We start from the raw sequence: 22,444 nt of genomic DNA on the forward strand, positions 1-22,444 counted from the left end.
TCGTAAGTATATAAAAATAGCATATGTAATCTAAACTTCCTACTAATCACATTTGGCATAAGCATAGCAATAACGCCTAAAATGCACTGCACCAGCATCAGTACATACTCACTTTGGGGACGATCATACATCCCATTTGTATCGCCACCTAATACTGGTGCCAAAATGATTCCTAGTATTAAGAATATAGCTGAAGCAACTAGTAAAAACATTACAAATATACTAATCCATCGCTACCAATTGATTTTTTCATAATAAGCTCCTTATTTTCTTTACGCTTAACGTTTATTCACCTTCTGTGGTGTGACACACTCTTTACTTCATCATCCTTCTCCCTTACAATTCAACTTGTTTTTATATCAATTCATTGACAGCTTCACTTAGCACCTTAGCAATATCCTCATTAATCACTAAATCTGCTTTACCATCTGCTGAAGTTTGACTTTTATTAATTAAAATTAAATTTTTACCATTAAAATATTGAATAAGCCCTGCTGCAGGATATACCACAAGTGAAGTACCGCCAATAATTAAAGTATCTGCTTCACTAATAGCTCTAATAGCCCCTGAAATCACCTCATCATCTAAACCTTCTTCATATAAAACGACATCCGGTTTCACTGTGCCTCCACATTTTTCACATTTTGGAATCCCTGGACTTTGTAAAATATACTCTGCATCATAAAAAACATGACAATCCATACAATAATTACGATGTACTGAGCCATGTAATTCATATACTTTTTTACTGCCAGCCATTTGATGTAAACCATCAATATTTTGTGTCACAACTGCTGTAAGTTTTCCCATTTTTTCTAGTTTTGCAAGAGCTATATGACATGGATTAGGTTTCGCCTTAGGATACACTAACTTATCTTTATAAAAAGCATAAAAGTCTTCTGGATAACGCATAAAAAATGTATGCGATACAAGTTGTTCTGGTGTAAATGTGCGATTAAGCTTTTCATTAAATAAGCCACTTGCACTCCTAAAGTCTGGAATATTTGAAGCTGTTGATACTCCTGCTCCGCCAAAAAATACAATACGCTGACTTTCTTTTAAAATATCTACTAACTGTTTCATTTTTTCATTCATGCAATCATCTCCACAATCTTTATCTTTTAATATTTCATTTTAAATTCTTTCTTATTATAGCATATTGTATTTGCTCCTATATGAAGTTTAAGCTGGGCTATTTTATACATTAATATTTTGTACTACAAGCCAAAGTTGCGCTCTTTGAGCTGCTTCTTTATTAGCTAAAAAATAAACAAGTTCCATTTCCCAGGGTTTTAATAAACTTTTATCATTCTGCACTTCCTGTAAATGAGTTTTGAAACTTTGTTCATCTGAAATACTCGTATATTTCAAAAGCAAGCTAATTTCTGGAAGGGATAAGCTTTTATATAAGGCTCTATACTCTTTGCCAAATAAGCACTCAGCTTCTAAGAAATCAATAGTATCTTTAAGACTATGCACATTTTCTTTGAAAATCATAAGTTTCTCTACAACCAACTGGCTGCTGCATACAGCTTCTATCATCTTTTTAAAACGTTCATCCTCCAAACTCTCTCCATCTGTGAAATGTACCTTTTCCACTTTTGTCCCTAGTTTAAATGGGATAAAGATTTGATTTAATGTGTCATTTTCCACATTGGCTTTAATACGTTTCACTATAGGTGGGAGGGCTTCTAACATATAGTGTTTTAAAAAGCCTACAACATGCAGCGACTTTATGATTTCATTGACAGCTTCTTCAACAAGCATTTGAATATCTAATTGTGTTTCAAATTGCATTTGCAGCGACTGGCAATCTCCTTCACTAAGTTCTAAATGCTTTAGATCTTTATTGGCTAACTGTCTGCCTATAGCATTAATAAGCACATACTCAAAAATGTTAATAAGCATTTCACTTTGATGAGGATGACTGCTATCTAAAAGGGTCTGAATTTCCGCCACAGGGAAACTATTGCAAAACAGATTTTCATGATATAGCTTTTTTAAATACATATAGATGTAATCCGTATTTTCCTCCTGCATATCATCAATGCATAAAGGATAATCAATATCTGGCATAGGGCTTTGATAACTAAACTCCGCTTCATAAAAGCCAAAGAACTCCGTAAAAGCATACTCCATTGTATCATTATAAGCATAATTATCTACTTTCAAACGTGTTTCCTTCACTTTTTGAAAATATGTCTTACATTTATTAAATTTTTCGTTAATCAGATTGAACCCTTCTATAAAAAGGGTTTCTAGTGTTTTCTCCTTTAATAGTGTAACACCTTCTTCTATTTCTCCTTTTAATTGTTTCAATCTAACATCCAAGGCATATAAGATAGAACGCATTAACCCTTCTGCTGTTTCTACCTTTACCGAACTGCTTTCAAATCTTGTATAACGTTGAATCTGCCTTTCTAATAATTTTACAAGGCTAAGCTGTAAGTTAGTGACATCTAAAGGTGTTAATAAGCCTACTCTTGCTGCTTCTTCAATATAAGTTTGCGTATAGTTATGACTTAAAATCCTGCTCCTATCCATTCTAGATGCTTTAGTTAAACTAGTATTCATTTAAATCATCTCCCATATAAAGTTCGCCGCGTTCCTCTAATTTAGTATATTCCGCTTCCCCATAACGGACATGCCTTGTCATTTGTTCTAAGGCACTTTGCCCCAGTAATTCTAAAGATCCACCACAAGGACCATCAAAATACATATGCATAATCTTTAAGAGTTCCTCATCACTTAGTTTATCTAATGCCTCATTTTTAAAGTAATAAAAAAGCTCCGTTAATTCTGCTATGGTACTAGCATAGTTCTGAGAATTTAAATATGGACTATCACAAAATTCTTTAATGAGTTTATCAAGCATTCCCCCGCCAATTTCAATACGTCCATAACTTTGTAATGATGTTTTACGTCTTTCTAAGATTTGCATCGTCTCTTCTTCTGTAAGCAATAAGCCATATTTCTTCGTATAATCATTACATGCCATAAGTTCCGTCTTATTAATTTGAGAAATAATTGCCTGTGGTAAAAAAGATTGTTGTTTTTCCATTTTCAATTAAACGCCTCCTAAAATTATACCTTGACAAATTTTATTTTTTGTGTTATACTGAAATAAAAGTAAAAATTAAAATTAGTTTTTATAATGTATTATAGCATAATCTAATTATGCTTTCAATAAATGGCACACAAAAAAGAGGTCTTGTAAATTTTATTTTACAAGACCTCTTTCTTTTTTATATCTCGGATATATTCATGCAGTTTCTACTGCTAACTTTTTAGTTAACGATTAATATCCACTTTGCTTACTTTTCTAAGTCGTCCTTTAATCGGCGTCTTCTGAAGCTGCTCATAAACACTTTCACCCTTATTATTTAAAATCTCTACAAAGGTTGAAATATCTTGGATATTAATAATCCCAATGTCAGCTGCGCTCATCCCTTTTAAATTACAAAGTGTGCCTACAATATCTACAGGACGCATTTTTGTTTTCTTCCCCGCATTAATGTGTAGCTTTAAAATATCTTGACTTAATTTTTCACCTTTTAAAGTCACATTTTCCATGGGTGTTTCCATCTTAGCTGTGAAATCTTCCTGATGGGCTGCAACCTCCTCATGCTTTGGTTTTTCACACATTGGAATCATATGTCCAATATAGTTTTCAATTTCTTTTAAGAAAAACTTTTCTCTTTCCGTTACAAGGAGCATCGATTTTCCACTGCGTCCGCCCCTGCCTGTACGGCCAATGCGATGCACGTAATTTTCCTTATTCTCAGGCACATCTATATTGACTACATGGGTAATGTGATCAATATCAATCCCTCTTGCTGCTACATCTGTGGCTACTAAATAGCGGAAACGTCCTTTTCTAAAATCAGACATGATTGCAAAACGGTCTTTTTGCTCCATGCCCCCATGTAATCTTTGCACAGGATAATGATGCGCTTTTAGCATCTCATAAACGTTTTCTACTTGCTCTTTTGTATTGGCAAAAATCATACAGCTTTCTGGCCTTTCAACCACCATTAAATCCATAAAGACTTGCAGCTTTTCTTTTTCACCAACTTCATAGCAAGCTTCACAGACTTTGTCTGCTGTTAACTTTTGATTTTTAATCTCAATCATCTTAGGATGAGCCATATATTTGCTACATAGTTCTTCAATATCTGGCGCAATAGTTGCTGAGAATAATAAAGTTTGTTTCTCTTCTGGTAAAAAAGCAATAATCTCCTCTACTTGCTTAATAAAGCCCATACGTAACATCTCATCAGTTTCATCAATGACAAGCATGTTAATGCCTGTAGCTTCTAAACTGCCACGTTTTAAATGATCTAACACACGTCCCGGCGTACCGACCACAATATGTGTTTTTTGTTTAAGAGCTTTTTGCTGAATATGAAAAGGTGCTTTTCCATATAAAGAAACAATTTTCATACGTTCAAAACGCCCAATATTAAAGAAGTCTTCTCCAACTTGCATAGCCAGCTCTCTAGTAGGTGTTAAAACAAGTGCTTGTACTTTATTTTCTTCCCAATTGATCTTCTCGCAAATTGGAATGGCAAAAGCAGCCGTTTTCCCACTACCTGTTTGTGATTTTACAATAATATCTTTGCCTTCTAAAATGCTTGGAAGAACCGCTTCTTGCACCTTGGTGGGCTTTGTATATTCTAAAAGCTCAAGGGCTTTTAAAAGTCCCTCTTTTAAATGATAATCTTTAAAATCCATTTGCTTCTTCCTTTATCTTTTAGCTAAATTGCATAATCATATCTTTCATCATGTAAGTGAGCTCACCAGCATCAATGACTTTTTCAGCCCATGAATGTGATTTATTCCCACCATCAATATAAACCATTTCATCAAAGATATACTCGCCGTCACATTGTCTAATAAGCATACCGTAAATCACATTTTCACCAAGGTCTAATTCACCAAGGTCAATGTCATCTACTGGCATACTTTGACCATTTAATATATTAAGGCGTCCTTCATAAGCTACTGCAAATGAAATGAATACCCCATTTATTTCGTCACTTTCTAAATAACGATGAATGCGGCGAAGCATACGCTCTGTCCCTTCATTACACTCTAAAATATCATAACGGTTCATATAGTGCCTATCATCGTCTTCATCTTCAAATGTAAAAATTAAAGCTGCATCTTCACTATCTGCCAGTCTAATAATCCCATCTAAATCATAAATATCTTCATCAAAAGCTAATACTTCTAGTTCACCTTTTGTATTGTCTGTCATTTTTAATCCTCCAACTTACTTAAACATTTTCCTTTATATTATACCCTTATTTTGACAAAATGCTAATCTTGCTGATGGTTTTTGTCAAAGTTTTTATGAAGCCATTCAGTTAAGCCTGAAATACGTAGGATATAAGACTTGCCATATATAATACGGCTATAAGAATGATCGTCATAGCTTTCTGTTTCTAGTATATAAAATTTATAGGTATCATAACCTTCAGATTCTATAATCCCTGTTTGATTATCTAAAAATTTAATCCTTAATTCTCTAAAACCATTACCACTCCATGACTGGTGTTCCTTTTGGGTTAGGCTCACATGTGCCATAATATCGGTAAATTCTTCTACTTACTGTGACGTAAATGTTTCTTGCTTTTGCCCCACATAAGTTACTTCTTGAATATTAACGCTTTCAAGCCTTTTACTTATTTGCTTGGCCTGTCCTAATCCGCCCACACCACTGCCTATTTCATAAAAGATCAAACCAACTCCCACAATTATTGTCAGTACACCGCCCACTTTATTCATTGCTATATACAGCTCACTAGATTCTGCATTTTTATATTGCCATCTCCCTTTTACCTGTCTAGAAACAGTTTATAAGACGCATACCATATGTTGCTAGATATAAAACTAAAATAACACCCCAAAATCTTTTTTTTAATCTTATAGTAAATAAATCCTCCCATATAAGCATTCCTGCCATAAAAGGTACAGTAAAAAACAAAGGATGAAAATAAAAAGCAGTTTTTAAATCCCCATGCATTACACTGCGCCATGCCCGCGTCATCCCACAACCAGGACAAGGTATATGCCATAAATACTTAATAGGACATCCTATAGGCCATAGGCTTTGAATGACAATATATACCAAAGCACATAAAATCATCATCCCTAATATTCTAAGCCGCTTCATCATTCTCTCCATTCATGTTCTCCTTAAAGCTATAATTAGTTGATTTGCTCAGCTAAGTTAGCCGGGCCCTATTAAACGTAGTATTGATATAAGCTATTTTAACATACTCTTCTTGCCTATGAAATATAAAAAGCTAAGAAAGTTCGTATGCTCTTTGATCTACTTTCTTAGCTTTTATACTCTATTTCATAAACCTATTAGTCTATTAACCCCTTAACCTATTAAAGTTTCTTTAATAAGTTAGCCATTTCAATGGCACTTACAGCCCCATCATAACCTTTATTACCTGCTTTAGTACCAGCTCTTTCAATAGCTTGCTCAATATTTTCTGTTGTTAAAATACTAAAGATTACTGGTTTTTGTGTTTCTAATGAAACAGAGGCAATGCCCTTAGATGCTTCGGCACATACATAGTCAAAATGAGGTGTTGCCCCGCGAATAACTGCACCTAAACAAATCACTGCATCGTATTTTTCATTTTGTGCCATTTTTTTAGCCACAAGTGGAATCTCAAAAGCGCCTGGCACCCAAACTAAGTCAATATCTTCCTCTTTTACTCCATGTCTTATTAAACTATCTAAAGCACCACCTACTAATTTTCCTACGATAAACTCATTAAATCTGGCTGCTATAATTCCTATTTTTAATCCTTCCGCTACTAAATTGCCTTCTATTTTATTCATCTTAAATGCCCCCTTAATGTATCTTATAAAAATTTATTTCATATTTAAAATGTGCTCTAACTTTTCACGCTTTGTGCGCATATAAAAGATATTATTTTTATTAGTTGGTAATTCTAAAGGTTCCCGACTTGTAACTTCTATATCATATGCCTTAAGCCCTGAAATTTTACGTGGATTATTAGTAAGTAATCTTATCTTTTTTACTCCTAACATATGTAAAATTTTTGCCCCTATAGCGTAATCTCTTAAATCATCTTTAAAGCCTAAATGTAAATTAGCCTCTACAGTATCCATACCTTGTTCTTGTAATTTGTAAGCTTTTAATTTATTCATAAGCCCAATGCCACGGCCTTCTTGACGTAAATAAAGTAAGATACCACAGCCTTCCTTTTCAATTTGTTTAAGTCCTGCCCTAAGCTGCTCGCCGCAGTCACATTTTTGACTACCTAATACATCCCCTGTAAGACATTCAGAATGCATTCTTACAAGCACTTCATCTGCACTTTTAATATTACCTTTTACAAGAGCCATATGTTCTTTTCCTGTAATCTTATCTACAAATCCATATGCTTTAAAATCCCCATAAGCCGTTGGTAAATTAATGTCCACCACTTCTTCTACCCAGTTATCATGAATTTTACGATAGCAAATTAAATCTTCAATTGTAATCATTTTTAAATCATGTGCCTTAGCAAAAGCTATCAAATCATCTCTTCTAGCCATCATACCATCTTCTTTCATAATTTCACAAATAACGCCGCCAGCTTTAAATCCTGCAAGTCTTGCTAAATCTATTGCTGCTTCTGTATGCCCCTGTCTTTCTAATACACCGCCATCCTTTGCAATCAGTGGAAACATATGTCCTGGTCTTCTAAAGTCTTCAGCCTTAACGCCTTCTTTAAAAACGTTAGCCACTGTCATAGCTCTCTCAAAAGCTGAAATACCTGTTGTTGTTTCTTTGTAATCAATAGATATGGTAAAAGCTGTTTCATGATTATCTGTATTAATCTCTACCATAGGCTTTAAATTTAATGCTTTAGCATAGTCACTGCTAATTGGCATACAAATAAGTCCCTTTCCATGAGTGGCCATAAAATTAATAGCTTGCGGGGTAACCATTTCTGCTACCATGAGTAAGTCCCCTTCATTTTCCCGTCCCATATCATCTACTACAATGAGCATCTTACCTTTTTTTAAATCATTTATTGCTTCCTCTATACTTGCAAAACCATGTGTGTTCATCACAATCCCTCCTACAAAAAGTCATATTTAGCTAAAAAATCTTTTGTTAATGCACTCTTCCTTGGCTTTTCCTTTGTATGAAATTTCATCAAGCGTTCTACGTATTTCCCAACTGCATCACATTCTAAATTCACTGTCTCTCCGATTTTCTTATGTAATAAATGGGTATAACTACCTGTGTGAGGAATGAGTGACACTTTAAAATCCTCATCTCCCAGCTGGGCAATTGTTAAGCTCACTCCATCTATAGCAATAGACCCTTTATAAATTATATATTTTAACAAATCCTCAGATGCTGCAATAGTAAGCCATGTGGCATTTTCATCTTTTGTAATCGCTTTAATTTCTCCTGTGCCATCAATATGGCCACTGACCATATGCCCACCTAATCTGCTTTGAAGGGTTAAAGCACGTTCTAAATGGACTAAACTGCCTTTCTTTAAATCTTTTAAATTACTTTTTGAAACGGTTTCAGGCATTACATCTACTTCAAAACTATCTTTAAAGTTTCGTTACGGTTAGACATACGCCATTGGTACAAATGCTATCGCCAAGTTTGATATCTTCTAAAACGACTTTACCTTGAATACGCATCTTAATAGATTTAGCTGCTTTTTGCACTTCTATAACTGTGCCCATTTCTTCTACGATTCCTGTAAACATGCACCCTCCTCCTTTTTTACTTTGCCTGTAATACAAAAATCTTTCCCAATCTCATGAATTTCTAAAGCTTCAAGTAACACTGCTTTCTCTAAACTTCCTATACCTTCTCCACCTATAGGTGTTTTCGCCCTTTCTCCACCTACTAACTTAGGACTAATATAACTTATTATCCGGTCTACAACCCCAGCTTTTATAGCAGCCTCATTTAAAGTACTGCCTCCCTCCAATAAAATACCATCAATCCCCAATTCCCCCAAACGCTTCATTAGTGTTTTTAAATTCACATGACCATTTACAGCTTCCACCTCAATAACATTTACCCATTTTTGTCTGAGTGCTTCCTTTTGCACCGGATCAGCTGATGCTAAAGTAGCTACAATTAATTTATTCTCTGATGCCTTTTCTACTAAATGACTCGTAAGAGGCATACGTAATCTGCTATCTACTACAATAGGAATAGGATTTCTTCCCCCTTCTAAACGGCAAGTTAAATATGGATTATCCTTAAGTACTGTCCCACTGCCTATCATAATGCCCATGAAAGTATTTCTTAGCTCATGAACTTCTTTCCTTGCAGCTTCTCCTGTAATCCACTTGGACTGCCCTGTGGCTGTAGCAATTTTTCCATCTAAGGTCATGGCTGTTTTCATGGCCACAAATGGTTCTTTTTGTACAATGTATTTCATAAACACTTCATTAAGTCCCATGCATTCTTCTGCTAACACCCCTACTGTTACCGAAATCCCATGCTCCTCTAATTTTTTAATACCTCTGCCTGCCACTAACGGATTAGGGTCTAAGTTGCCGATAACGACACGCCCTACCTTTTCTTTAATCACTAAGTCTACACAAGGTGGTGTCTTCCCATAATGGCTACATGGCTCTAAAGTCACATATAAAGTTGCCCCTTCTGCACTTCTTTACAACTTGTAAAAGCATTGACTTCTGCATGGGCCTGGCCATAAGCCATATGATATCCTTCTCCTATAATTTTGCCATTCTTCACAATCACTGCTCCTACCATAGGATTAGGATTAACTTCCCTCTTCCCTTTTTGCTAACTCTAAGGCCTTCGTCATATAATATTGATCCATATTTTCACCCCTTCTATAATCTATATTTAGGTATAAAAAAAGCCCTATCATAAGGCTTCAGGTAATCATTTATAAAATTAATTTTATAGGCACTATCTATTATTTAGATATCAACTATAAAAAGCCCTGAAATAATAATATTTCAGAGCTTCATTAATCTCATTTATTTGCTTCTTTCATCCAGACTTTACTGTCGGCTTCGGAATTTCACCGAATCAGCCTCTTTTAAGGCTCGCGGGCTTTACCGCCGGTAGGGAATTTCACCCTGCCCTGAAGACTTATTTAATTAACCACAGTATAATAACGGGCTTTTGATTTGTCAATATATTTTTTAAAATTAGTGCCAAAATTCATCTTTCTAATTTAAGCTATACTTAAAATAGTACCTACCATATACCATATACCATTTGTAATCCCACTGTGTATAAAATCTAATGGCTTATCTAATATGTTTGTTACAAGTAGTAACATTAAAATACCTTGTCCATAACGTTCATAGCGCATAAAAGAAAAATATTTATCTTCTGATAATAAGGCACCAACAATCTTAGCGCCATCTAACGGTGGAAATGGGATAAGGTTGAAGCTGCCAAGACCAATATTAATAATGGCTAAGTAATTTAAAAATGTAAAGATATAAACTATTACATCGCCTGCATATCCCCCTGTTTGCTTCACAATAATACCCATACCTAACATACTAAAAAAAGCAATGATAAAGTTAGTAAGTGGTCCTGCTATCCCTACAAAAGCCATACCTAATTTCTTATTTTTATAATAATTTGGATTTACCATTACTGGCTTTGCCCATCCAAAGTGAAAGAAAATAAGACAAAGCGTCCCCACTGGGTCTAAATGATGTAATGGATTTAAAGAAAGCCTCCCCCCTCTTTTAGGCGTTGGATCACCCATGAGATATGACACAAATCCATGGGCATACTCATGTAAACAAATTGCAATAAGTACTGCCAGCACACTATAAATTAATTGTTGAACTAAACCATTCATTGAATACCCTCTCTATTCTTAACTAATACATTTATTGTAACATAACATTATATAGACACTATAAATAATATATTTCTCTTCTTATAATCTATTATATTTTATAATATAATAGATTATATAATATAACACATATTATCTTAACTTTTATCATCACACATTACAAAGGAGTTTTTATGAAAAAAATTAGTCATGGCTGCACATTAGACTGTTTTGATTGTTGTAAGTTTAATGTGTATGTCTCAAATAACCAAGTTACAAAAATCGAGGGCGACCCTTTACATCCCTATACAAAAGGATTTATCTGTCCAAAAGGACGCGCCCATTTAGACCGTTTAAATCATCCTGAACGCTTAAAAATGCCACTTTTAAAAGTTGGTGACACCTTTCAGGAAATATCTTTTGAAGAAGCCCTTCATTTAACTGCCGAAAAACTTATAACTTATAAAAAAGCTTATGGTAGCCACAGTATTCTTTATTATGAGCAATACGGTAATGGTGGTCTTTTAAAAAGCATCGGTGATTTATTCTTTAACTTCTATGGCGGGGTTATCAAACAAAAAGGCGGTCCATGTTGGAGCGCTGGTATTGCGGCTCAAAAGGCCGACTTTGGAGATAGCAGAAGTCATAGTTTAGAAGATATGCTAAATAGCAAAGCCATCTTTGTATGGGGTAAAAATCCTCAAAGTACAACAATTCATACAATGCAAATGCTTCAAAAAGCTAAAAAGCAAGGCATTCCTATTATTGTCATCGATCCAATCCGTACCGGTACAGCCAAGATTGCTGATCACTTTATTCAAATTAAACCAAATGGTGATTATGCCTTAGCCCTTGCTATGGGAAAATATATCATTGAAAACAATCTTTTCGATGGGGATTATATCAAATCTTATGTTCATGGTTTTGAAACTTATCGAAATACTGTGAAAGATTTAGATTTACAAGTTTTATTAAAAGATTGTGACTTAACAGAAGAAACACTATCCCTATTAGTGCATTATTATACCCAAAAACATGTCACTATCTTATTAGGCTATGGTTTGCAAAAATACTATAACGGTGGTGCAACAATTCGACTTATTGATGCCTTAGGTGCTATTACTGGTCAAATCGGCTTTAGCGGTGGCGGTATTAATTATGCTAATAAGGTTTTCCCAAGCCGTATTAATAGTGATCCTTATAACAGCGCCCAATATGATAAGAGCCGTTATGTTTACACCAGTGATTTGCACACCTTTATCACCGAAAGTCTCACTTCTAAGGTACACTTTAAAAACACTGTCTTTGTGCCAAAGGAAGTCTACATCTCAAACTTAAATCACACATCTGCTTCTAAACATGCTGAGTCTATAAGCAGTTTCAATGTACCTTTAAAAATGGCAGTCATCACAAAAAGTAACTTACTTAATCAGTTATCCAATCTTAATGCTTTAAATAAGGCTTTTGCCCAAATTGAATTTAAAGTATGCTTTGAGCAGTTTATGACAGATACAGCTAGGGCTTGTGATTTAATTATCCCAGCTACTACTTCTCTTGAAAGTGAAGACCTGCTTTATAGCTCTATGACAAATCCATATATGACTTATAATGAACAAGCCGTTCAGCCAGCTCATCCTCTAATGGATGAATACTACTTCTTTGCCAGCTTAGCTAAAGAAATAGGCCTTACAGCTTATCCTCAAGTTTCTAAATCAACTTATTTAAATAAAGTTTTAGAACCATTAAAAACACTTGAACCTGAGATTTCAATTGATTATTTAAAAACACATTATTTTACATGCCATGAGACTATTGCCTGGGAAAACTTAATTTTCGACACACAAACACAAAAAATCGAACTTTATGCACCTTCAGATTATATATCACAACCAACACCTAATGGATTACGTCTTTTAACAACTCATAGCAAAAAGACATTATTCAGCCAACATATGATGGATGAAAAAGGTCCTTCTAAAGCTTATATTTCACCGCAAACAGCCAAAAACTTCAAACTTACAGATGGTGAAACTGGTAGCCTTACTTCAAAATGCGGTCAAATCACTGTACAGTTTATCATAGATGATGCTATTCCAAATAAAGTAGTGATGATGAATGTAGGCTGGTGGGAAAAACATGGCAATCCAAACACACTAACTTATGCCCACAAATCCGATATCGGTGGACAAGTTGCTTATCATGAAACCCTTGTTTCAATTATAAAAAATCCTTCTTAAAATTTTATTTAAGCTTATTAAAAAGCAAAAAGCTGCTAGTACATCATTTAAAAACACATCTGATATACTGGCAGCTTTTAATATTGCACTAAACATTTTAATATATGGGCTTGTTTCTGTCTAATCTTCATCTTAAAGTCAATAACTAAACTAGTGAGCATCATCCCATATAAACTCCACTTAAACCAATTAACTAATAATATGATAATCACAATGCCTACACCATTACTAAGTAACACAGAACCAGTTTTGCGGTAAATTCCAAAACTAATAATAGCCATGGCATCCATCAATATGAAGTAAATCAAAATATATTTCATACTTATATACAAAGCTTTGATATATACATTTTGCCCTACAGGCAGTATTGTACTTATAACAATATATAACATGCCGCCTATAACAAGTGATTTCGAGCAATACATATACGGCTTATATCTTAAAAAATTTTTAATCATCTTATACTTCATTTTTGTTTGAGCATTTAATAGATTTAAATGTTTTGCCACAATCATCCCACCTACATATGTAAGGACAATAGTTCCAATAGGAATACAAGCAATCTCAAAATAATACATGCCTTCTATTAATTCCTTATTGCCAATCAAATCTCCCAATCCTATCTCTTCCAAAACACTTATACCTGTTAATACACTTACACCCGTTAAAATCTTAATAAAATAATCAATAAACAGCATTACTGGACACCCTACTAATGCGCCAATCAAAATATCATCCATTACACCTCTCTCCCTTAATAACAAGTAACCCACAATGCTGCCAACAATTACGCTTTGAATAAGCCAAACGCCTGCCGTCATGCGTCCTAGTACTAATATAATTACCACAATTGTATTCAGCCCTGCTAGTATGGTCCACTTAAAACCACAAGTTAAATAAACTACGGTAATTACAATAGGTACTATAAATTGCAAATAAAATGTATTTTCTATACCTATACTACAAAAAACAATACTTAGTACAATAAGTAAGGCTGATGTAATTGCTGCTTTTGTTAACTTTCTAGTCTCCATATTTTCACCTATTCTGATCTTATCTTATCATTTTATATTCTTTTTATAAAGGACTCATGTATAGGCTGCTTCAATTTATTCTGCTATCTTATGAAAATGTTCTATTTTTTTATGTGCATATTTATTTAAATAAAGTTCTTTTAAAGCGAATTTGCTAATCTTTCCACTTCCTGTCTTAGGTAAACTATCTACAAAGTAAATGTAACGAGGCACTTTATGTTTAGCTAAGACAGTCATCAAATATTTTTTAAGCTCTACTTTGCTCATCATTTCCTTAGTCACAACAAATGCTGCAATCTCTTCTCCTTTAAACTCATCAGGCACTCCAATAACCGCTACTTCTCTAATACTTGGAAATTGTAAAAGTACATTTTCTATTTCATTTGGTGCAATATTTTCACCTGCACGGATAATGAGTTCTTTAAGTCTTGAACAAATTGTCACATACCCAGCTTCATCTTGTATCGCATAATCTCCTGAATGAATCCAACCATCTTCACATATTGTTTCCTTAGTTGCCTTTTCATTACGCATATAGCCATTAAAATAATATGGTGTTTTAAACATTAATTCGCCTTTTTGACCACGCGGTACTTCTAAATTCGTTTCTGGATCCACTACTTTGATTTCTACACCGGGTAATGCTTTACCTGCTGTACCCATTCTTTTATCCATTGGATCATCCAATGTTGAAAGTGTAATATCCAATACCTCTGTTTGTCCATACATCTGTACAATCTCCGGAATCCCTAATTCATCTCTAATAGCTTCCATAAGATTTCTTGAAACAATAGAACCACCAATAAGTGCTGCTCGTAATGATTTAGTGTCAAAACTCTTATGACGTTTTAAAAGATACATAAACATAGTAGGCACCGCATGAAAAATCGTACATCTTTCTTTTTCAATCATAGTAAGCACCTTAGTTACTTCAAAGCCTTCAATAATTGTCATTTTAGCACCATAATAAAATACCGAAAGTACCGTTAAACTATTACCTAATGCATGTGCAAGTGGCAAGCAAAGTAATAAATTATCATCTTGATTATATGGTAAGTTTTCTGCAAAACGAATACTATTCCATGTAATCAATGACTGTGGACTAATAATCGCTTTAGGATTGCTTGTTGTCCCAGAAGAAAACTCTATAAATGCCGTATCTTCTTTTTTAATATTATCCTGCCATTTTTTAACCTGTGCATCATCCACTTCACGTCTTCCCTTAGCAATGAAATCTTCCAAATCCTCGTCAAATACAATACAATGAAAATCTTCTTCGCGTTTATCTGTAAATAAATATTTTACTTCTGCAAAGTCTACCGCATACGCTAATTCCTGTAATGTTAAGTTAGCATTTAAAATTACAAGCACTACCCCTATTTTAGTTGCTGCCATCTCTATCGCAATCCATTCCGGTGAATTAACTGCTTTAATCGCAATATGATCTTGACGTGTGAGTCCCATTGCAATTAATCCTTTTGCTATATCTGTTACATACTCATGAAATTCACCGTATGTATAATGTCTCCCTGTGCTTGGAAAGTAAATGCATTCTCGATCTTTAAATTTTTCACAAACTTCATCAAAAAAATCTCCCATACAAAGCATTCTTGTTCCCCTCTCTATATATTTCTTTTTGTTTTTCACCCTTAATCTCTTACAAGAGTATCATTAACTATTTTAATTGTCAAACAATTTAACATTTTTAAAATACTATTTATTAGGAAATAAATTGTTACCATATAAAAAAGGTAAGCGCTAACACTTACCTTTTCTCATTTATACAATATATTTTTCAATAATTGCCTGCATTTTATCAGCTTTTTGTTTAACATAACTTTCATAATCTAAGCCACTATTTTGTATAGCTTTTGCAAGTTCAAATAATAAATCACCAATCTGCTCTTCTTTAACATCCCGTAGCTTTCACCTAGTTTTGTCTTAGCTACACTGCAATCTCCATCTAAAAAAGCTCAAAAGCATTACATATTTATCCATCTACACGTTTTACCTTTCCCATAAAGCCGATACGTGCAATTTGCTGTACACCACAAGAATTTTGACAGCCTGAAATATACACAGCAGGCATAATATCTTCTTTGAAGTTTTCACTTCTAAATTTATCCATAATACGTTTTAAAGCTGCTTGGCTATTTAAGGCAAATAGGCACACCAATGTAAGAACTACTACATTCTAAGCGTATCCTAGCATTATGTGCATCTAATAATTCATATACTTTCTTTACCTCACTTCCTGTAAGGTTCACAATATACATACCTTCTATCATAGAAAGTCTAAAATACACATCCTTCATTGGACGAATAAGCTCTAGTATTTCTGCCATCAAATCTGTTTTTAACTGTCCACCTACTGGATGAAAATAATACGCATATAATCCTTCTTGTTTTGAGGGATAATATTCGCTAAGAGTTTCTCTTTTAACCCTTCCATCCTTTGCCTCCTAATATTTTTTTTCATAAATAGAATACCTTATATCTAATGAATTCATACATTAAATATAAGGTATCGTAAATTTTTATTATTCGACTAAATGTGTACCTACATTCGTATTCGTTTCTTCTTTTGGCACGTCTGATGGCTCAAGGTCAAAATAAGCCTCTAAAACTCTTCTAGCTAAAGTTGTATTATGAGATCCTAAACCATTTGCACCGTACATACTTGTAACAATTGCAATTTGTGGATTATCATATGGTGCAAAGCCTACGAACCATGAGTGTTCATATTTACCTTGTTGAGCTGTACCTGTTTTCGCCCCTATATCAATTGGGAAGTCTGCAAATACTGAACTAGCTGTACCTGATGTATCATCAACTACACGTTTCATCCCTTTATAAACACTATTTAGTGTACTATCTGCAAGATCTAATTTCGTATACACTTTAGTGATGTTCTCCACATAATTATCTGCTTTTTTATTATCATAGATACCAGTAATCACGCTTAAATCATATACTGTTTCACCATTTGCAAGCCCTGCAATATAACGGGCAATTTGAATTGGTGAGTATGCATTATTCCCTTGACCAATGGCTGTACGAATTGTAATAGCTGTTGTAAATTCCATATCTACTTTTTCAAAGTAATTATTTAAATAAACACCGAATATACGTGTTTCGATTTTATCAACAATTAAATTATAAACATCTAGTTTATTATTTTTAAGTGAAGTTATACGGCTTTCAAGTTCTACTTTTACTTCTTGTTCATTTGGTGAAAGATTTGCAAGAGCATTTTCATAAGCTGCTAAATAACTTTCTGTCACAAGCTGTTCTGGCATTTTCTTAACCGCTTTTAAGATAGCACGATGTGTGTTTTCTGCCACTGTTTCTTTTAACACTTTATTAGCTTCATTTTTTGTTTTTAATTTAAGTGACTGGTCACTTGTATCGCCAAGTACACTATTTACTACTTCTTGTGCTTTTAATGATTGAGACTCATCTAATGATTCAGCCACATCATTCATCATTCTACTAAAGATATTATTAAGTTCAGAACTTAATATATTGCCAAGCTCTGTATCTAAACTTTTCTTTAAGTCATATTGTGTTTTGTAATCAATTTGTGTTTCAATATCACCAATTGATGTATTGCAATATGGATAGAAACCTGTTTCAATGAAACCCGCTACTTCATTGTATAATGCCTTTTTACCGTTTTCATCAAGACGTCTCAAATTATTGAATGCACGTGTTGTATTCGTTTCTACTAAGTTACTTGGTGTTGAAACGTTAGGTGATTCTTCTTCTAATTCAATATTTGTCTTTTTATCAAGCCCAAACATTTTTACATATTTTGTTAAAGCATCAATACCTCCATATGGCATACCATACTTCATACCTAATCTGTAAGCTACATCGAAGAAGAAATAGTTACAAGATACCTCAAGGGCACGTTCTACATCCACTGCCCCATGTCCATATCCATTATTTGTGTAAATCCAACATTTTGGATAAGGCTGACCAGCTTGAGTATAGACCCCTGTATCATTAATAACTGTATCTTTTGTAATGACACCTTCTTCAAGACCCGCAATGGCTGAAATCATTTTAAAGGTAGAACCTGGTGCCATTGTTGTTCTTGTAGCACGGTTCCAAAGCATGTCTCTACTGTCTACACCATCATGATACATTGTGTAGTAACGATTAAAGTGCTCTGTCATATCATTACTGTCATAAGATGGATAACCTACTACAGCTAATGTTTCCCCCGTATTGACATCTACTACAACTGCTGAACCACTATAAGGTGCCACAGATGCTTGATCTGGTTTTAAGCGTCCAGCTTCATATTCTTGAATTAAAATAGATTCTACTGATGGATAACTACCATTCCAAATCTGTTTCACAAGTGCTTCACTTAGTTGTAAACTGCCTTGCTCACTAAGGGCAAGTAAAATCTCACGGTCTGTAATGACGCTATTATCTGCATTGACCATATCTGAAAAATGTTGTTTAATTGTAAGATTTGTTTTTTCTTCTTCTGGCAAACCTTTTTCAGTTTCTTCTAAAACTGCTACTGCTTTATCGTAATCTACTTTTACTTTTTCATAAAGTTGTCTACGCATTTCAGCCTTTGGTGCTTTTTGCATATCACTTAAATTAAGTTGATTGTTATCTACCATTGAGACAAGTACTTCTCTTCCACTTAATACCATAACGCCACGCCCTTGACCTCTTAAACGCTGTACAATTGCTGAACTAAGCTGCTTTTCGATGGCATTATAAGCAGCTAATTGTAAATCCGCATCTACTGTTAAATAGACATCATTACCATCTTTATTATCTGCTTCTTCTAAGGTAAATACTTCACGACCCATATTATCTACTTCAATGAGTTTTTTACCTTTTTCACCACGAAGCTCTTTTTCCATATTACTTTCAACGCCACCTTGTCCGATGACGTCATCTTGATCATATCCTTGCTCTTTCATAGATTCATATTGATTAGCTGTAATCTTACGTGTGTAACCTAAGACATTTCCAAATTCTTTTCCATAAACATAATAGCGTTGTGATTCCACTTCCGCCATAATGCCTGGATATTTCTCTTTATTTTCTTCAATAGCAGCGAGAGTTTGACTTGAAATTCCCTCTGCAATTGTAATCTTCTTATATTTTTGATAAGCAGTCTGATACATTTCAAGACGCATTGCTATAATCTTTCTAGCTTCTTCATCTGTTAACTCTTTGCTTAAAACAAACACATCATCACGCATATATTTCATAAGCTGCTCTGCTGAATAACCGTATAACTCTAATTTATGTTTCTGATCATTATAAGGTAAGTAATTTGTAATAAACGAACGCTTAGCTACATCATCCCCTGTAAATTTAAAAGGTGCTTCTTTGGTAATTGGTACATTATCAATATATGTATCAGCATTAGCTTCTAACAATCTTGCAACACTTAATAAAATTTCATTGAGCTTATCTTTTTTAAGATCAACTTGTGGATCAACTTTAAGCACATAGATTGGCTTATTCGTTGCTAAAGGCTTTCCATATCTATCATAAATATTACCACGGGCAGCAGGTACTTCTACTGTACGTTCTACACTGGCCCTTAAATCTTGTTCATAGCTCTCATGATCTACTATTTGTAGTTTATAAAACTTTAATACAAGTACAAAGTACATACAAAGAAAAATCCCTGCAAGGAAAACTAATCTATCTGAAATAAAATTTCTCTTATTTGGATTTAACTTATTTCTTCCCATTTTTCACTTCCTCACTTACATAGATGTTTTTACATCATACCTTTTATTTTAACTGATTATTTCTCTAACCTCAAGTTTTTATGAGAAATTAAAACAAAGTTTTAATCCTTTATTTACCAGGATTAAACTTTGTCATTTTTACAATTTACTACCATCATCTACCCATTCTTTATTATTCATTACATCTGCTTCTGATGGAATAGTTACATGTGAATGTGTAAGTTCATATGCGATATTTGCCCTTGCTTCTGTACACTCTTCATGGGTACAAACTGTACTATTTAAACGCTTATTATTCTTCCCATCTAAAGCCTCACTTTTTAAACTTTTCATATTCATCATACTTATCTTCCTTTCCTTTTATTTTGTCCTAATCTTACAGGGTTTAATTGTGGCGTAATTGCCTCTGAGGTATAACCTTTTTCCTCCATCCAATCAATAAATAATTCCATTGTTTCTAATACATGTGAAATGTCATGGAACAAAATAACTTTAGGCTGCTTCTGACATGTATTCATTAATTTGATGGTTGCACAATATGTTTTTTGTGGATTACGATAAGACCAGTCTCTAGAATCAATATTCCAGTCCCATATGATATATTCATGACTTGTTAATGTTTTAAGCTGGGCTGTTGATAAATAAGGATAACTCCCATAAGGCGTACGAATGAGCATCGTTCTACAACCTACAATTTTCTCTAATGCACTATTAGCATACTCCATTTCCTTAAGAGGCCCTCTTGTCCCATTGTAAAAAATGTTTTTTTCATGAGATACCCCATGAAGTCCAATACCATGTCCCTCATCTCTCATACGTTTTACGGACCCAGGATAATTTTCCATACTTCTTTAAGCATAAAAAAAGTTGCCTTCATATGATGTTTGTCTAATAAATCCAAGAGCCTTTCAGTATACTCGCTAGGTCCATCATCAAAAGTCAAATAAAGCACCTTACGTTCATCTACTGCTTTAGATTGTGTTTCCTTGGTGAATATACTTGGCACACTTAAAATTACACACAATATAAAAACAAGTATATGGATTAGACTTTTCCTTTTTTTCATATTTTCATCCCTTACTTAGCCTATATTTCTATCCACAATTTAGTATAAGCATTTTTTTAATAACATACTTAGTTTGCAAATAAAAAAGACCACTGTGCATTTTGTTTCAAACAATTGCATAGTAGCCCTTTTCTTATTTTAAGCTAGTAAGTACAGCTTCATAAGCTGGTTCCTTGAAACCAACTAAAACCTGTTCTTCAGTAATTAATAAAGGTCTTTTGACAAGCATCCCATTAGTAGCCAACAGTTTAACTGCTTCATCCATGCTCATCTCCTTTATCTTATATTTTAAACCGAGTTCTTTATAAATAAGTCCACTTGTATTAAAGAACTTTTTAAATTCTAAACCACTTTTAGCAATCCAAATCTTAAGTTCTTCTTCTGTTGGATTTTCTTCCACAATATGACGTTCCTTTACATTCACATCATGATCCTTTAAATATTTCAGTGCATGTTTACAGGTTGTACATTTGGGATAATGTAAAAATAATACTGCCATTTTATTCTCCTTTTATTATCATTGTAATAATTTTAATTTACATTACATACTTCCCTTAAGCAATCATTAAAATGCATATTTCCCCATTTTATTGTAACTATTATTTTTCACTTGTATTTTTTTTTATTATAGAATATAATTTAATTAATAATTATTATCATCAAAGAGGTGACTTATGTTAGAATTAACAGCTATTCTTAAAGAACATCAGCTCAAAGTTACGCCTCAACGTCTTTCTATTTTTAAAATGCTTCGTAACACAAAGGTTCACCCGAGTGCAGAAACAATTTATAATAGTTTACGCGAAGAGCATCCAACTATGAGCCTTGCAACTGTTTATAAAACTTTAGATTCATTTGTTCAGCATAGACTTATTCAACAACTTAACTTAGGAGAAGATAGCTATCGCTATGATGCAAATATCACACCCCATCTTCATATCCAATGTGTAAATTGTAAAGAAGTTGTAGACATGCCATTACTAACTCAAGTAATTTCCCTTAGAGAAGAAGTAGAAAACACAAGTGGATTCAAACTTACAGGCGAACAAATATATTTCTATGGACTTTGCCCAACATGTCAGAAAAAAAGAATCTTAATTAAATGTTAAAAAGAGATATTACAAAATTTTTGGTTCTTACTCAACTTTGGATAAGTGCACCTACTTTACTAAAGGTGAATGTGTTAATATAATGCATTCACCTTTAGTAGTTTTTGTAAACTAAAGTTCGTACTTTTAAGTTGAAATGTTACATAACATTTCAACTTAAAAAGGTTGACTAAATTGGATCTACCATATAAAATACGTTTAACGAGTTTGAATTTGTTGTTGTTTCCTTCAACAAGTCCACTACTTAGGTTATGAGATATCGCATTCTTAATCGGGTCGATATCTTTTTTTATGCCTTCTACAAAACCTTTAATATAAAATGTTTCATACGCTTTAATAAATCAATCTAATTGATTGGAGACTTTTCCCATAAGTATCGTATAAAAACTATTATAACGACATGTGCTAGATTA

At 33.7% G+C, this 22,444-nt stretch carries 25 protein-coding genes, 2 pseudogenes and 1 riboswitch; of the genes and pseudogenes, 2 read left to right on the forward strand and 25 right to left on the reverse strand.

From position 1 onward, the window contains the following. The 15 genes and pseudogenes from JCM14822_RS20385 to JCM14822_RS13010 all read right to left on the reverse strand — a co-directional run. The coding region (locus JCM14822_RS20385; protein WP_330377528.1) for a hypothetical protein at nucleotides 1-212 on the reverse strand (212 nt) is incomplete at its 3' end. A 142-nt stretch (nucleotides 213-354) separates the two neighbouring features. Then, nucleotides 355-1,095, reverse strand: a complete 741-nt coding sequence (locus JCM14822_RS12950; protein WP_054742804.1) for an NAD-dependent protein deacylase — start codon at nucleotides 1,093-1,095, stop codon at nucleotides 355-357. 102 nt (nucleotides 1,096-1,197) lie between these two features. Further along, entirely contained in the window at nucleotides 1,198-2,574 is a 1,377-nt protein-coding gene (locus JCM14822_RS12955; protein ID WP_054742805.1) for a DUF6179 domain-containing protein, read from the reverse strand. After that, complete coding sequence (locus JCM14822_RS12960) at nucleotides 2,564-3,061, reverse strand: DUF6323 family protein (protein WP_054742806.1); 498 nt, start codon at nucleotides 3,059-3,061, stop codon at nucleotides 2,564-2,566. Before JCM14822_RS12960 ends, JCM14822_RS12955 begins: the two co-directional genes overlap by 11 nt. A gap of 230 nt (nucleotides 3,062-3,291) precedes the next feature. Then, nucleotides 3,292-4,734 carry a DEAD/DEAH box helicase gene (locus JCM14822_RS12965; RefSeq protein ID WP_054742807.1) on the reverse strand — a complete coding sequence of 481 codons (1,443 nt, stop codon included), beginning with the start codon at nucleotides 4,732-4,734 and terminating at the stop codon, nucleotides 3,292-3,294. Between the two features lie 19 nt (nucleotides 4,735-4,753). Continuing rightward, complete coding sequence (locus JCM14822_RS12970; RefSeq protein ID WP_054742808.1) at nucleotides 4,754-5,260, reverse strand: hypothetical protein; 507 nt, start codon at nucleotides 5,258-5,260, stop codon at nucleotides 4,754-4,756. A 62-nt stretch (nucleotides 5,261-5,322) separates the two neighbouring features. Continuing rightward, on the reverse strand, nucleotides 5,323-5,589 hold the full coding sequence (locus JCM14822_RS12975) for a hypothetical protein (RefSeq protein ID WP_054742809.1): 267 nt from the start codon (nucleotides 5,587-5,589) through the stop codon (nucleotides 5,323-5,325). Nucleotides 5,590-5,610: 21 nt separating this feature from the next. Next, nucleotides 5,611-5,790, reverse strand: a complete 180-nt coding sequence (locus JCM14822_RS12980) for a hypothetical protein (RefSeq protein WP_054742810.1) — start codon at nucleotides 5,788-5,790, stop codon at nucleotides 5,611-5,613. A 58-nt stretch (nucleotides 5,791-5,848) separates the two neighbouring features. Then, nucleotides 5,849-6,190, reverse strand: coding sequence for a DUF2752 domain-containing protein (locus tag JCM14822_RS12985; RefSeq protein ID WP_054742811.1), 342 nt, complete (start codon nucleotides 6,188-6,190; stop codon nucleotides 5,849-5,851). Nucleotides 6,191-6,399: 209 nt separating this feature from the next. Then, nucleotides 6,400-6,861, reverse strand: coding sequence for a 6,7-dimethyl-8-ribityllumazine synthase (ribH, locus tag JCM14822_RS12990; RefSeq protein ID WP_054742812.1), 462 nt, complete (start codon nucleotides 6,859-6,861; stop codon nucleotides 6,400-6,402). Between the two features lie 33 nt (nucleotides 6,862-6,894). After that, entirely contained in the window at nucleotides 6,895-8,103 is a 1,209-nt protein-coding gene (locus tag JCM14822_RS12995; protein WP_054742813.1) for a bifunctional 3,4-dihydroxy-2-butanone-4-phosphate synthase/GTP cyclohydrolase II, read from the reverse strand. Nucleotides 8,104-8,114: 11 nt separating this feature from the next. Beyond that, nucleotides 8,115-8,582: a riboflavin synthase gene (locus tag JCM14822_RS13000; RefSeq protein WP_330377529.1), complete on the reverse strand. Its 468-nt coding sequence runs from the start codon at nucleotides 8,580-8,582 to the stop codon at nucleotides 8,115-8,117. 22 nt (nucleotides 8,583-8,604) lie between these two features. Then, nucleotides 8,605-8,766 (reverse strand): hypothetical protein, encoded by a 162-nt coding sequence (locus tag JCM14822_RS25395; RefSeq protein WP_330377530.1) that lies wholly within the window; start codon nucleotides 8,764-8,766, stop codon nucleotides 8,605-8,607. After that, a pseudogene (gene ribD, locus JCM14822_RS13005) lies at nucleotides 8,748-9,860 on the reverse strand (bifunctional diaminohydroxyphosphoribosylaminopyrimidine deaminase/5-amino-6-(5-phosphoribosylamino)uracil reductase RibD). Before ribD ends, JCM14822_RS25395 begins: the two are co-directional and overlap by 19 nt. Before the next feature lie 164 nt (nucleotides 9,861-10,024). Beyond that, nucleotides 10,025-10,142, reverse strand: a riboswitch (FMN riboswitch). 81 nt (nucleotides 10,143-10,223) lie between these two features. Next, entirely contained in the window at nucleotides 10,224-10,868 is a 645-nt protein-coding gene (locus JCM14822_RS13010; protein ID WP_054742814.1) for a site-2 protease family protein, read from the reverse strand. A gap of 173 nt (nucleotides 10,869-11,041) precedes the next feature. On the opposite strand from JCM14822_RS13010, the gene JCM14822_RS13015 reads away from it, so the two are divergent. Further along, nucleotides 11,042-13,084, forward strand: a complete 2,043-nt coding sequence (locus JCM14822_RS13015) for a molybdopterin-dependent oxidoreductase (protein WP_054742815.1) — start codon at nucleotides 11,042-11,044, stop codon at nucleotides 13,082-13,084. Nucleotides 13,085-13,161: 77 nt separating this feature from the next. On the opposite strand, the gene JCM14822_RS13020 is transcribed toward JCM14822_RS13015, so the two are convergent. The 9 genes and pseudogenes from JCM14822_RS13020 to JCM14822_RS13055 all read right to left on the reverse strand — a co-directional run bounded on the left by JCM14822_RS13020 (nucleotide 13,162) and on the right by JCM14822_RS13055 (nucleotide 21,421). After that, nucleotides 13,162-14,118 (reverse strand): YybS family protein, encoded by a 957-nt coding sequence (locus JCM14822_RS13020; RefSeq protein ID WP_054742816.1) that lies wholly within the window; start codon nucleotides 14,116-14,118, stop codon nucleotides 13,162-13,164. A 75-nt stretch (nucleotides 14,119-14,193) separates the two neighbouring features. Continuing rightward, nucleotides 14,194-15,726, reverse strand: a complete 1,533-nt coding sequence (locus JCM14822_RS13025; protein WP_054742817.1) for a class I adenylate-forming enzyme family protein — start codon at nucleotides 15,724-15,726, stop codon at nucleotides 14,194-14,196. 382 nt (nucleotides 15,727-16,108) lie between these two features. Beyond that, nucleotides 16,109-16,246: a hypothetical protein gene (locus JCM14822_RS20390; RefSeq protein ID WP_157047757.1), complete on the reverse strand. Its 138-nt coding sequence runs from the start codon at nucleotides 16,244-16,246 to the stop codon at nucleotides 16,109-16,111. A gap of 22 nt (nucleotides 16,247-16,268) precedes the next feature. Beyond that, nucleotides 16,269-16,523: pseudogene (locus JCM14822_RS13030) on the reverse strand (nitrite/sulfite reductase); the annotation flags it as partial. Between the two features lie 135 nt (nucleotides 16,524-16,658). Further along, nucleotides 16,659-19,856 (reverse strand): penicillin-binding transpeptidase domain-containing protein, encoded by a 3,198-nt coding sequence (locus JCM14822_RS13035; RefSeq protein ID WP_054742819.1) that lies wholly within the window; start codon nucleotides 19,854-19,856, stop codon nucleotides 16,659-16,661. 138 nt (nucleotides 19,857-19,994) lie between these two features. Continuing rightward, nucleotides 19,995-20,198 carry a CDIF630_02480 family spore surface protein gene (locus JCM14822_RS13040; RefSeq protein ID WP_054742820.1) on the reverse strand — a complete coding sequence of 68 codons (204 nt, stop codon included), beginning with the start codon at nucleotides 20,196-20,198 and terminating at the stop codon, nucleotides 19,995-19,997. Nucleotides 20,199-20,200: 2 nt separating this feature from the next. Further along, nucleotides 20,201-20,701 carry a polysaccharide deacetylase family protein gene (locus tag JCM14822_RS13045; RefSeq protein ID WP_054742821.1) on the reverse strand — a complete coding sequence of 167 codons (501 nt, stop codon included), beginning with the start codon at nucleotides 20,699-20,701 and terminating at the stop codon, nucleotides 20,201-20,203. After that, nucleotides 20,677-20,922 carry a polysaccharide deacetylase family protein gene (locus tag JCM14822_RS25080; protein WP_054742822.1) on the reverse strand — a complete coding sequence of 82 codons (246 nt, stop codon included), beginning with the start codon at nucleotides 20,920-20,922 and terminating at the stop codon, nucleotides 20,677-20,679. Before JCM14822_RS25080 ends, JCM14822_RS13045 begins: the two co-directional genes overlap by 25 nt. Before the next feature lie 133 nt (nucleotides 20,923-21,055). Beyond that, nucleotides 21,056-21,421 carry an arsenate reductase family protein gene (locus JCM14822_RS13055; RefSeq protein ID WP_054742823.1) on the reverse strand — a complete coding sequence of 122 codons (366 nt, stop codon included), beginning with the start codon at nucleotides 21,419-21,421 and terminating at the stop codon, nucleotides 21,056-21,058. 175 nt (nucleotides 21,422-21,596) lie between these two features. On the opposite strand from JCM14822_RS13055, the gene JCM14822_RS13060 reads away from it, so the two are divergent. Then, the gene (locus JCM14822_RS13060) at nucleotides 21,597-22,031 is read left to right on the forward strand and encodes a transcriptional regulator PerR (protein ID WP_054742824.1); all 435 of its coding nucleotides are present in this window, start codon (nucleotides 21,597-21,599) and stop codon (nucleotides 22,029-22,031) included. Between the two features lie 74 nt (nucleotides 22,032-22,105). Here the strand turns inward: JCM14822_RS13060 and JCM14822_RS25085 are convergent, their stop codons facing one another. Further along, nucleotides 22,106-22,369: a transposase gene (locus JCM14822_RS25085; RefSeq protein ID WP_083461446.1), complete on the reverse strand. Its 264-nt coding sequence runs from the start codon at nucleotides 22,367-22,369 to the stop codon at nucleotides 22,106-22,108. Nucleotides 22,370-22,444: the final 75 nt, after the last annotated feature.

Origin of the sequence: Cellulosilyticum ruminicola JCM 14822, assembly GCF_001311925.1 — a bacterium.
Taxonomy (GTDB): Bacteria; Bacillota; Clostridia; order Lachnospirales; family Cellulosilyticaceae; genus Cellulosilyticum; species Cellulosilyticum ruminicola.